Source organism: Pedococcus soli (assembly GCF_054782575.1).
In genome coordinates, this window is the sequence record NZ_BAAGSF010000006.1 from 155,283 (window position 1) to 167,060 (window position 11,778).

General features: G+C 72.2%; 12 protein-coding genes. 10 read left to right on the forward strand and 2 right to left on the reverse strand.

Annotated elements, in window-relative coordinates:
* The first annotated feature begins 52 nt into the window (after nt 1–52).
* From whiA to ACYVKF_RS16035, 10 genes are all read left to right on the forward strand, one after another.
* Nucleotides 53–1,033: a DNA-binding protein WhiA gene (gene whiA / locus ACYVKF_RS15990; RefSeq protein ID WP_056914315.1), complete on the forward strand. Its 981-nt coding sequence runs from the start codon at nt 53–55 to the stop codon at nt 1,031–1,033.
* Nucleotides 1,030–2,202: a nucleotide sugar dehydrogenase gene (locus tag ACYVKF_RS15995; protein ID WP_056918946.1), complete on the forward strand. Its 1,173-nt coding sequence runs from the start codon at nt 1,030–1,032 to the stop codon at nt 2,200–2,202. The genes whiA and ACYVKF_RS15995 overlap by 4 nt, the downstream gene beginning before the upstream one ends.
* A 164-nt stretch (nt 2,203–2,366) precedes the next feature.
* Nucleotides 2,367–3,371, forward strand: a complete 1,005-nt coding sequence (gap, locus tag ACYVKF_RS16000; protein ID WP_460967707.1) for a type I glyceraldehyde-3-phosphate dehydrogenase — start codon at nt 2,367–2,369, stop codon at nt 3,369–3,371.
* 3 nt (nt 3,372–3,374) lie between these two features.
* Nucleotides 3,375–4,622: a phosphoglycerate kinase gene (locus ACYVKF_RS16005; RefSeq protein WP_460967709.1), complete on the forward strand. Its 1,248-nt coding sequence runs from the start codon at nt 3,375–3,377 to the stop codon at nt 4,620–4,622.
* Nucleotides 4,622–5,428: a triose-phosphate isomerase gene (tpiA, locus tag ACYVKF_RS16010; RefSeq protein WP_056918949.1), complete on the forward strand. Its 807-nt coding sequence runs from the start codon at nt 4,622–4,624 to the stop codon at nt 5,426–5,428. The genes ACYVKF_RS16005 and tpiA overlap by 1 nt, the downstream gene beginning before the upstream one ends.
* Before the next feature lie 136 nt (nt 5,429–5,564).
* The gene (secG, locus tag ACYVKF_RS16015; protein ID WP_056914320.1) at nt 5,565–5,810 is read left to right on the forward strand and encodes a preprotein translocase subunit SecG; all 246 of its coding nucleotides are present in this window, start codon (nt 5,565–5,567) and stop codon (nt 5,808–5,810) included.
* A gap of 21 nt (nt 5,811–5,831) precedes the next feature.
* Entirely contained in the window at nt 5,832–6,182 is a 351-nt protein-coding gene (locus tag ACYVKF_RS16020; protein ID WP_082553092.1) for an RNA polymerase-binding protein RbpA, read from the forward strand.
* A gap of 242 nt (nt 6,183–6,424) precedes the next feature.
* Nucleotides 6,425–7,561, forward strand: coding sequence for an acyl-CoA dehydrogenase family protein (locus ACYVKF_RS16025; RefSeq protein ID WP_460967712.1), 1,137 nt, complete (start codon nt 6,425–6,427; stop codon nt 7,559–7,561).
* Complete coding sequence (locus ACYVKF_RS16030) at nt 7,558–9,048, forward strand: PIG-L family deacetylase (RefSeq protein WP_460967714.1); 1,491 nt, start codon at nt 7,558–7,560, stop codon at nt 9,046–9,048. Before ACYVKF_RS16025 ends, ACYVKF_RS16030 begins: the two co-directional genes overlap by 4 nt.
* Nucleotides 9,045–9,758, forward strand: a complete 714-nt coding sequence (locus ACYVKF_RS16035) for a glycosyltransferase family 2 protein (protein WP_235529149.1) — start codon at nt 9,045–9,047, stop codon at nt 9,756–9,758. Before ACYVKF_RS16030 ends, ACYVKF_RS16035 begins: the two co-directional genes overlap by 4 nt.
* 10 nt (nt 9,759–9,768) lie before the next feature.
* Here the strand turns inward: ACYVKF_RS16035 and pgl are convergent, their stop codons facing one another.
* Together pgl and ACYVKF_RS16045 are read right to left on the reverse strand one after the other, a co-directional pair.
* The gene (pgl, locus tag ACYVKF_RS16040) at nt 9,769–10,521 is read right to left on the reverse strand and encodes a 6-phosphogluconolactonase (protein ID WP_460967716.1); all 753 of its coding nucleotides are present in this window, start codon (nt 10,519–10,521) and stop codon (nt 9,769–9,771) included.
* Nucleotides 10,518–11,714: a glucose-6-phosphate dehydrogenase assembly protein OpcA gene (locus ACYVKF_RS16045; RefSeq protein WP_460967718.1), complete on the reverse strand. Its 1,197-nt coding sequence runs from the start codon at nt 11,712–11,714 to the stop codon at nt 10,518–10,520. Before ACYVKF_RS16045 ends, pgl begins: the two co-directional genes overlap by 4 nt.
* Nucleotides 11,715–11,778: the final 64 nt, after the last annotated feature.

Here is an 11,778-nt window from a genome sequence, read left to right on the forward strand (position 1 = left end):
CGGGGCCCACGGACCCCACCGAAGCACCACGGCGAGATGGCAGGATGACGGCATGGCGATGACGGCGCGGGTCAAGGACGAACTGAGCAGGCTCGACGTCACGAAACCGTGCTGCCGCAAGTCGGAGGTGGCGGCGACCCTGAGGTTCGCGGGCGGGCTGCACATCGTCGGAGGCCGCATCGTCGTCGAGGCCGAGCTCGACACGGCCAACGCCGCCCGACGGCTCCGCAAGAACATCGGCGACCTCTACGGCCACCCGTCAGAGGTGCTCGTGCTCGCTGCCGGAGGCCTGCGCAAGGGCAGCCGTTACGTCGTGCGGGTCGTGCAGGACGGTGAGGCCCTGGCTCGCCAGACCGGCCTGATCGATGCGCGGGGTCGTCCCGTCCGGGGTCTGCCGCCGAAGGTGGTCAGCGCCTCGGCGTGCGACGCCGAGGCGGCCTGGCGTGGCGCGTTCATCGCCCATGGCTCCCTGACCGAGCCCGGGCGCTCCTCTGCCCTCGAGATCACCTGCCCCGGCCCGGAGGCCGCCCTGGCGCTCGTCGGTGCCGCGCGCCGCCTCGGCATCCAGGCGAAGGCCCGTGAGGTCCGTGGGGTGGACCGTGTGGTCATCCGCGACGGCGACGCCATCGGCGCGATGCTGACCCGGCTCGGTGCCCACGAGGCGGTGCTCGCGTGGGAGGAGCGCCGGATGCGGCGTGAGGTGCGGGCCACGGCCAACCGCCTGGCCAACTTCGACGACGCGAACCTGCGCCGCTCGGCCCGCGCGGCCGTCGCGGCCGGGGCGCGGGTGCACCGTGCCATGGAGATCCTCGGCGAGGAGATCCCCGACCACCTCCGCGAGGCCGGTGAGCTGCGGCTGCAGCACAAGCAGGCCTCCCTGGAGGAGCTCGGCCAGCTGGCGCAGCCGCCGATGACCAAGGACGCGGTGGCCGGGCGGATCCGACGGCTGCTGGCGATGGCCGACAAGCGGGCGCAGGACCTCGGCGTCCCGGGCACGGACGCCAACCTCACGCCTGACATGCTGGACGCATGACACAGATCGCCGTCGTCGGCACGGGGTACGTCGGCCTGTCCATCGCCGTGCTGCTGTCCCGCCGGCACCCGGTCGTCGCCCTCGACATCGACGCCGGTCGCATCGCGGGCCTGCAGGAACGTCGCAGCCCCATCCACGACAGCGAGATCGAGGCCGCCCTGGCGTCCGAGGACCTCGACCTGACGTTCACCACGGACCCGGCCCTGGCCTACGCCGGCGCCGAGTTCGTCGTCGTCGCGACACCGACCGACTACGACCCCGAGACCAACTACTTCAACACGTCGTCGGTCGAGTCCGTGCTCAAGGACGCCGCGGCCCACAACCCGCAGGCCACCCTCGTCGTGAAGTCGACCGTGCCCGTCGGGTTCACCCGCGACGTGTCCGACCGCCTGGGGCTCGACTCGGTGGTCTTCAGCCCCGAGTTCCTCCGCGAGGGCAAGGCCCTGTGGGACCTGCTGCACCCGTCCCGGATCGTCATGGGCGAGCGCAGCGACCGGGCCCAGCGGTTCGCCGACCTCCTCAGCGAGGCGGCCCTGACCGACGACGTCCCGGTGCTGCTGACCGACAGCACCGAGGCCGAGGCCATCAAGCTGTTCGCCAACACCTTCCTCGCGATGCGGGTGGCCTTCTTCAACGAGCTGGACACCTTCGCGGCCACCCACGGCCTCGACAGCCGGCAGATCATCGACGGCGTGGGGCTGGACCCTCGCATCGGCAGCCACTACAACAACCCGTCCTTCGGGTACGGCGGGTACTGCCTGCCGAAGGACACCAAGCAGCTGCTCGCCAACTACCAGAACGTCCCCCAGAGCCTCATCGAGGCGATCGTCCACGCGAACGCCACGCGCAAGGACTTCGTCGCGCAGGACATCCTGTCGAGGCGTCCGCAGGTCGTCGGGATCCACCGGCTCATCATGAAGGCCGAGTCCGACAACTACCGGTCCAGCAGCGTGCAGGGGATCATGAAGCGGATCAAGGCCAAGGGCGTCGAGGTCATCGTCTTCGAACCGGCCATCGCCGATGACCACTTCTTCGGGTCGCGCGTGGTCCGTGACCTCGCGGAGTTCAAGGCCGAGGCGGACGTGATCGTGGCGAACCGTGTGGTCGCCGAGCTGGCCGACGTCGCCGACAAGATCTACACGCGCGACCTCTTCGGCGGCGACCAGTAGCTGGCCCCGGCACCTGGCTGCGTCACCGTCAGGTTGCCCGGAGGTTACCGGCCCGTACACCGGACCGTCCTGTCGGCGTGGGACCACCATCCAATAGGGTCGGGAGCGACTCCTCGTGCCGCGTCACGCGGCACACCGTCCCCACCTGAGAAGGACTTGGCACAGTGACTGTTCGCGTAGGAATCAACGGCTTCGGCCGCATCGGTCGCAACTTCTTCCGCGCCGTCGTGGCGTCGGGAGCCGACATCGAGGTCGTGGCCACCAACGACCTGATGGACAACAAGACGCTCGCCCACCTGCTCAAGTACGACTCCATCCTCGGTCGCTTCCCGGGTGAGGTGACCTACGACGACACCTCGATCACCGCTGGTGGCATGAGCTTCCGCGTCTTCGAGGAGCGCGACCCCGCCAAGATCGACTGGGCCGCAGTGGGCGCCGACATCGTCGTCGAGTCGACCGGCTTCTTCACCGACGCGACCAAGGCCAAGGCCCACATCGACGGTGGCGCCAAGAAGGTCATCATCTCCGCGCCGGCCTCCAACGAGGACATCACGATCGTCATGGGTGTCAACGACGGCGACTACGACGCCTCGAAGCACACCATCATCTCCAACGCGTCCTGCACGACGAACTGCCTGGGCCCGATGGCCAAGGTCCTCAACGACGAGTTCGGCATCGTCAAGGGCCTCATGACCACGATCCACGCGTACACCCAGGACCAGAACCTCCAGGACGCCCCGCACAAGGACCTGCGTCGGGCCCGTGCCGCCGCCCTCAACATCGTCCCGACGTCGACCGGTGCCGCCAAGGCCATCGGCCTGGTCCTCCCGGAGCTCAAGGGCAAGCTCGACGGCTTCGCCCTGCGCGTGCCGATCGCCACCGGCTCGGCCACCGACCTCACCTTCGAGGCCGGCCGCGACACCACCGCCGAAGAGGTCAACGCCGCCATCAAGAAGGCTGCCGAAGGCCCCCTCAAGGGTGTCCTCGTCTACACCGAGGACCCGATCGTCTCCAAGGACATCGAGACCGACCCCGCCTCCTGCATCTTCGACGCGGGCCTCACCAAGGTGATCGGCAACCAGGTCAAGGTCATCGGCTGGTACGACAACGAGTGGGGCTACTCCAACCGCCTCGCGGACCTCGTCACCCTCGTCGGCAAGTCCCTCTGACGCATGCGGTCGATCTCCGAGCTGGGCGACCTGCGCGGAAAGCGCGTCCTCGTCCGGTCTGACCTCAACGTGCCGCTGGACGGCGCACAGATCACCGACGACGGCCGCATCCGTGCGTCCGTCCCGACGATCAAGGCCCTGTCCGAGGCGGGCGCACGCGTCATCGTGTGCGCCCACCTCGGGCGGCCCAAGGGAGCGCCCGAGGACCGGTACTCCCTGGCGCCCGTGGCGGCACGCCTCGGCGAGCTCCTCGGTCGCGACGTCACCTTCGCCACCGACACGGTGGGGGAGAGCGCCCGGTCGGCGGTCGACGCCGCGCAGGACGGCGACGTCGTCCTGCTGGAGAACCTTCGCTTCAACGCGGGGGAGACGGCCAAGGCCGACGAGGAGCGCGCCGAGTTCGCGGGACAGCTCGCCGGGTTGGCCGAGGCCTTCGTCTCCGACGGGTTCGGGGTGGTGCACCGCAAGCAGGCCAGCGTCTACGACGTGGCCCGTCTGCTGCCGTCCGCGGTGGGTGGCCTCGTCGAGACCGAGGTGGGTGTCCTCAAGCGCCTCACCGAGGACCCCGAGCGCCCGTATGCCGTGGTGCTCGGCGGTGCGAAGGTCTCCGACAAGCTCGGGGTGATCGACAACCTGCTCCAGACCGCAGACCGCCTCCTCATCGGCGGCGGCATGGTGTTCACCTTCCTCGCCGCCCAGGACTACGAGGTGGGCAAGAGCCTCCTCGAGGCCGACCAGCTCGACGTCGTCCGCGGCTACATCGAGCAGGCCAAGGAGTGCGGCGTCGAGATCGTCCTCCCCGTCGACATCGTCGCCGCGACGGAGTTCTCGGCGGACGCCGAGCACGACGTGGTGCCGGCCGGCGCCATACCGGCGGACCGGATGGGGCTCGACATCGGACCTGAGTCGGGAGTCCTCTTCGCCGAGAAGCTCAAGGACTGCCGGACCGTGTTCTGGAACGGCCCGATGGGCGCGTTCGAGATGGAGCCGTATGCCGCGGGCACGACCGCCGTGGCCAAGGCCCTGGTCGAGGTCACCGAGAAGGGTGCCCTCACCGTCGTCGGCGGTGGCGACTCCGCGGCCGCCGTGCGCCAGCTCGGGTTCGAGGACGCGCAGTTCGGCCACATCTCCACCGGCGGTGGCGCGAGCCTGGAGTACCTCGAGGGCAAGGAGCTCCCGGGGCTCACGGTCCTCGACGAGGCCGGACCCGACCACCAGACCGCGCCCGACACCACCAAGGACCCCGCCTGATGGCAGCCAAGACCTCCGGACGCACGCCGCTCATGGCAGGCAACTGGAAGATGAACCTCGACCACCTGCAGGCCACCCACCTCGTGCAGAAGCTCGACTGGACCCTGCGCGACGGCCGGCACGACTTCAAGGCCGTCGAGGTCGTCGTCCTCCCGCCGTTCACCGACCTGCGCTCGGTGCAGACCCTGATCGACGGTGACCGGCTCGAGCTGCGCCACGGCGCACAGGACCTGTCCGCGCACGACCCGGGCGCGTACACCGGCGAGATCTCCGGGGCGTTCCTGGCGAAGCTCGGCTGCACCTACGTGACGGTCGGGCACAGCGAGCGGCGCGAGTACCACGCCGAGAGCGACGAGGTCGTCAACACCAAGGTGAAGATGGCCTACAAGCACGGCCTGACGCCGATCTTCTGCGTCGGGGAGGGCCTCGAGGTGCGCCAGGCCGGCGAGCACGTCGCCCACGTCCTCGCCCAGGTCGAGGCCGGCCTCGCCGGCGTCACGGCCGAGCAGGCCAGGTCGGTCGTCATCGCGTACGAGCCGGTCTGGGCCATCGGCACGGGTGAGGTGGCGACGCCCGAGGACGCCCAGGAGGTGTGTGCGGCGATCCGGACCAAGCTCGCCGAGCTCTACTCCGGTGACCTCGCCGACGCGGTGCGCGTGCTCTACGGCGGGTCGGTCAAGGCCAACAACGTCGCGGCCATCATGGCCCAGGAGGACGTCGACGGCGCCCTCGTCGGTGGGGCCTCGATCGTGCCGGAGGAGTTCTCCTCGATCTGCCGGTACCGCGACCACAACAAGACGAGCTGACCCCCGCGCCGACCGGCGCGGCAGGAGTTCGGTCGGGCGGTTCGGCGCGGTCGGTTCAGCCCGGCGCGGCAAGAAGGTATCCTGACCGCTGCTGCCGTTACGGTGGCGAACTGTTGTCGACGAAGATGGGTGAACCGTGGAAGCCGTACGCATTGGCCTGCAGGTCCTGCTGGTCATCGGTGGTCTGATCCTGACCTTGCTGATCCTGCTGCACAAGGGCAAGGGTGGCGGCCTGTCCGACATGTTCGGTGGTGGCATGTCCACGTCGCTGGGTTCCTCGTCCGTGGCCGAGCGCAACCTCGACCGCTTCACGGTCGCGGTCGGCGTCATCTGGTTCGCCTGCATCGTCGGCATCGGTCTCATCGACCGCTTCTCCGCCTGACCCGAAAGGAAGCACTCCAACATGGCAGGTGGCAACGCAATCCGAGGCAGCCGAGTCGGCGCCGGACCCATGGGCGAGGCGGAGCGCGGCGACGCAGCTCCCCGAGTCTTCGTCTCCTACTGGTGCGCCAACGGCCACCAGATCCGTCCCAGCTTCGCCGAGGAGCCCGGGCTCGTCGTCCCCGAGACCTGGGACTGCCCGCGCTGCGGGTTCCCCGCCGGCCAGGACGAGGCGAACCCCCCGGCCCCGCCGAAGGTGGAGCCGTACAAGACGCACCTGGCCTACGTGAAGGAACGTCGTTCGGACGCCGACGGCAAGGCCATCCTCGACGAGGCCCTGGCCACGCTGCGCGACCGCAAGCTCATCCAGTAGCACGACGCACCTGCGCCGAAGGGCGCCGCGGACCACGGTCCGCGGCGCCCTTCGCGCAGGTCGGGGGCTGCGTCAGCTGTGGGCCGAAGGATCGGCGCAGCAGGACCGGGTCCACCGGAGCCTCGGCAAGCAGCAGATCCGGACTCCCCGCAGGTTTGAGCCGGCTGCGACCGGGGCACACACCACGTGGGCGGACGACCACCGCCGCCCCTCACGCCTGCCCCACCCGAGGAGAGTGCTCCGTGGCTCCCCAGCCCCCCGGTCCCGCCCCACGCTGGGTCCCGCTCGGACCCCGTCCTGCGGGCACCCCGAGCGGCCACGACGAGACGTCCCTGCTCGACCGGGCCCGACGCGCGGCGGGCGACGTCCCGGCGGCCCTGGCGCTCCTGCCCGATCTCGCGGACACCCCGTTGCCCGGGCACGGGGACACGGCCCGGCTGTGGGAGGTCCTGGCGTCACTGGCCTGTGTCGACCTCACCGTCGCCCGTGTCGCCGAGCCCCACCTGGACGCCCTGGCCATCCTCGACCAGGCAGCCGTCGTGGCCTCCGCTGCCGCCACGACGTGGGGGGTGTGGGCCGCGCACGCCCCCGGCGCCCGCCTCGAGGCGGCCCCGAACGGCGACGGCGGATGGCGGCTCGACGGAACCAAGCCGTGGTGCTCGCTGGCCCAGCACCTCGACCACGCGGTCGTCACGGCCCACACCTCGGAGACGACCCGCCGGGCGTTCGTCGTGGACCTGCACCACCCCGGCGCAACGCACGACGACCCGCGTGGCTGGGTCTCCCGGGGCCTGGTCGACCTCGTCTCCGTGGCCACGCACTACGACGGGGTGCCCGCCACCCCCGTCGGCGGGGACGACTGGTACCTCACGCGACCCGGCTTCGCCTGGGGCGGCATGGGGGTGGCCGCCTGCTGGTATGGCGCGGCCGTCGGCCTCGCGCGCACCCTCGCTGCGGCCGGGGCGCGACGTGAGCCCGACCAGGTGGCCCTCATGCACCTCGGAGCGGTCGACGCGAGGCTGCACGCCGCCCGAGCCGTCCTGGCGGAGGCCGCCGCTGCGGTGGACGCCGGGCAGGCCGACGGTGCGGCGGGTGCGCTGCTGGCCTCCCGGGTCCGCGCGGTGGTGGCGTCGGCCGCGGAGGACGTGATGGTGCGGGTCGGGCACGCCCTCGGTCCCGGCCCGCTCACCTCCGACGAGGCGCACGCCGCTCGAGTCGCCGACCTGACCGTCTACCTGCGCCAGCACCACGCCGAGCGTGACGACGCGGCCCTGGGCCGGCAGTCATCACCCCACTGGGTGGGTACGGACCCGGATGGCGCGCCGGACCGGACGCCGGACCGGACGCCGGACCGGGCGCAGTCGGGTGGCTCGGCGTGACAGCCTCCCCGCAGGACACGCGACCGGCGGACGGGTTCGACCCGAACGCACCGGGCACCCCCGAGGAGCACTGGACCGCGGCCATGCAGGAGGCAGCGGCACCGGTCACGGCCGTCGAGCTGCTTCCCGCAGGGGTCGACGTGGTGGTGCTGTCGGCGCACCCGGACGACGAGTCCCTGGCAGCGGCAGGGCTCCTGGCCGCCGCCTCCGTGTTGGGACGTCCGACCACGGTGGTGGTCGCCACGTCGGGGGAGGGGTCACACCCCGCCTCACCCACCCACACCGCCGAACGGCTTGCCGGCATCCGTGAGCGTGAGGTCGCTGTGGCGGTGGCAGCCGTCGCCCCCGGCGCCACCCTGGTCCTGCTGCGCCTTCCCGACGGGGAGCTCGGGCAGCACCGGACGGGCCTCACGGAGGCGTTGACCGACCTGGTCGGTGCGGACACCGTGGTCGTGGCGCCCGGTCGCCATGATGGCCACCCCGACCACGAGGCTGCCGGGGAGGTCGCCGCCCGCGTGGCTGCCGCGGCAGGGGCGACCCTCCTCGAGTACCCGATCTGGCTGTGGCACTGGGGGACCCGGGACGACCTGGCGGGCACGGACCTCGTGCGGCTGACCCTCGACCCGGCGGCCCGGACCGGCCGCGAGGTCGCCCAGCGCGCCCACGTGTCCCAGGTCGCGCCGCTGTCGGACCAGCCCGGTGACGAGGTCCTTCTCCCGGCGCACGTCCTGGCCAGGTTCGCCCGCCCCCACGAGGTGTTCGTGCGGACGCTGCCTGACCGGGGAGTTGCCGCGCCGGTGAACGAGTCCTTGTCCATGCAGCGCACCCGGACGGAGCCCACGCGGACGCAGCCCACGCAGACACGCACGGCGTCCGACGGCCCGGTCGGCGCGCAGGACGCCGTCTTCGACGCGATGTTCGACGAGTCCGACGACCCGTGGGGGTTCGAGTCGAGATGGTACGAACGCCGCAAGCGTGCCGTCACCCTGGCTGTGCTCCCCAGGGCCGACCTGGGGCGGGTCCTCGAGGTGGGCTGCTCCACCGGGGTGCTCACGGCTGAGCTGGCAGCCCGTGCAGCCACCGTGCTCGCCACCGACCTCAGCGCCGAAGCGGTGCAGCGCGCCCGGCAACGCCTGGACGGTGACCCGACGGTGACTGTCGCCCAGCTGCGCGCCCCGCAGGAGTGGCCGCCGGGCACGTTCGACCTGGTCGTGCTCTCGGAGATCGGGTACTTCTGGGACGCCGACGAGCTGCACCGGGCGCTGGGCCTCGTCGTCGCGTCGCTGGCCGAGGACGGGCTCGTCCTGCTGTGCCACTGGCGTCACCCCGTGAGCGGCTGGCCGCTCGACGGCGACGACGTGCACGCGGCTGCCGTGGCGCTGCCGGGGCTGGAGGTCGTCGTCAGCCACGTGGAGGAGGACTTCCGGGTCGACGTGCTGGCCGCCGGGTCCTGGCGGACGCCGGCGACCGCGGAGGGCCTGACGTGACCGGGCTGACCTCGGTGGTCGTCGTGGTGCCGGCCCGGGACGAGGAGCTCGTGCTGCCCGACTGCCTGCGGTCGCTGGAGCGCGCTGTCGGCGCGCTCCGTGCCGCGCGCCCCCATGTTGCGGTGACCGTCCTCGTCGTGCTGGACCGCTGCACCGACGGCTCGGCCGAGGTGGTGGCACGGCACCCGTGGGTCCGGAGCCTCGACTCGTCGGCAGGGCGCGTCGGCACGGCCCGGGCCGGCGGTGCCGCGGACGCGCTGCGCGACGCCACCGACCCCCGCGAGGTCTGGCTGGCGAGCACGGACGCGGACAGCGTCGTGCCCCCGCACTGGCTCACGGCGCAGGTCGAGCTCGCCGAGGGCGGGGCCGACCTCGTCCTCGGCACCGTGGAGCCCGAGCTCGTCGACGACGGCCTGCTCGGCCGGTGGCGACAGCGCCACCGGCTCGGTGAGGGCCACCCGCACGTGCACGGAGCCAACCTCGGGGTACGGGCCTCGCGGTACCTCGAGGTCGGCGGCTTCCCTGCCGTCGCCCTGCACGAGGACGTCCTGCTCAGCGAGGCGGTCAAGGCGACCGGCGCAGCCTGGGTCGCGACGGACGCCACCCGGGTGCGGACATCAGGACGCCTCGACGGCCGCGCCCGGGGAGGGTTCGGGACCTACCTGCGCGACCTGGCCGCCGAACCGGACCCAGCCGTCGTCGTGCCGTGAGCCGGACGGCTCAGGACAGCTCGGAGGCCGCCTCGGCGTCGAGCAGCCACAGCGTCTCCTGACGCCCCTTGACCTGGGCCGCGGAGGACTGCGCCGGCGCAGCCCCGGCGACCGAGACCTTGACCGCATGCGCCTTGTCGGCACCCGCGACGATGAACCAGGTCCGGTCCGCCCGGGCCAGGGCCTCGAACGTCAGGGTGATCCGCGTCGGTGGCGGCTTGGGCGAGTCGTGCACGGGAGCAGCAGCCACCCCGCTCGTCAGCTGGTCGGGGTGACCGGGGAAGAGGGAGGCGACGTGCGCGTCGGGGCCGACCCCGAGCAGCAGCACGTCGAACGTCGGAGACGGGGCGCCGTCGCCCGCGGCGGCCGCCAGCTCGGCGGCATACCGCTGCGCGGCCGCAGCCACGTCGTCACCGTCGGGGCCGTCCGGGCCCGGCATGGCGTGGACCTTGGCCGGGTCGAGGGGGACGGCATCGAGCAGCGCCTCCCGGTTCTGTGTCTCGTTGCGGTCGGCGTCGCCGGCCGGCAGGAAGCGTTCGTCGCCCCACCACACGTGCAGGTTCGCCCAGTCCACGGCGTCGCGCGCCGCACTGGCCGCCACGGACGCGAGGATCGCCGAACCCATGGTCCCGCCGGTGAGGACGACGTGCGCCTCACCGCGGGCCGTCTGGGCGTCCACGAGGGCGGTGATGAGCCGCGCCGCCGACGCGTCGGACAGCAGCTGCTTGGTCGCGTGGACCAGGACGACCGGTTGGCCCGTCACGAGTCCGCCTTCCTGGGTGCGGCCTTCTGCGCCCCTGCCTTCTGCGCCGCCGACTTCGTGGCAGGAGCGGTCCGGGCGGCCTTGGCCTTGTCGAGCTTGCGCGCGGCAGCCTTCTTCACCGTGGCCGTGGTGCTCGGCTTCTGCTCGGGGTCGGGTGCCTGGACCATCGCCGAGCTGCCGGTCCTGTGGGCGCGCGACAGCTTGCGAGCCTCGGCCGCGGCCTCCTCGGTGGACGGGGCCTCGCCCTCGCGGATGGCCTCGCTGGCGGTGACACCCTTGCGGCCGACGCGGGGAAGGCCCCTGCGGATGGTCTCCTCGTAGATGTCGTCCGGGTCGAGGCGACGCAGCTCGTCGGCGAGGCACTCGGCCGTGGCGCGACGGGCGAGGGTGATGCGCCGCACCGGCTGACCGGGCTGGCTCAACGTCGCCACCGTGCCGTCGGGGCGGACCAGGTCGACCGGGCCGCTCTTGCGGTCGAGACGGACGCTGATCATGCCCGTACCAGCGCGGCTGCGAGCGCGAGTCACCTTGCAGCGCAACGTCTGCGCGAGCCACCCGGCGAGCAGGTCGGTCGAGGGGGAGTCGCTGCCACCGGTCACGGTGGCCTCGGTGACCGGCTCGAACGGACGCTGGTCGAGCGCCGCCGCGAGCAGGCCGCGCCACAGGGTGACGCGCGTCCACGACAGGTCGGTGTCGCCACCGGCGTACGTCGCCGCGCGGTTGAGCAGGGCGTTGCGCGGGTTCTTGGCCTCCGCGGCATCGGTGACGCGGCGCTGGGCCATCGAGCCGATCGGGTCCTTGGACACGTTGGCCGGGGCCTCGCGCGGCCACCAGGCCACGACCGGGGAGTCGGGCAGCAGCAGGGGCGTCACCACGCTGCGGCCGTGGTCGGACAGCGGACCGTAGAGGCGGGCCACGACGACCTCGCTGGCGCCGGCGTCACCACCGACCCGGATCTGGGCGTCGATGCGTGAGGCGCTGCGCTTGTTGCCGATGACGACGGCGATGATGCGGCAGGGGTGCTGCCGGCTCGCGTCGTTGGCGGCCTCGATGGCCTCGTCCGCGTCCTGCTCGTCGACGACGATGATCAGGGTGAGCACGCGGCCGAGGGCCATGGCGCCGGTGTCCTGGCGCAGGGCCACCAGCTTCTTGCTGATCGCCACGGTCGAGGTGCTGGGCAGGTCGATGATCACCGGGGTCCCCGATCGGTATTGGAGGAGCGCAGCGGGGCGGGTCCCACGCTCTGCGTGGGCGAAC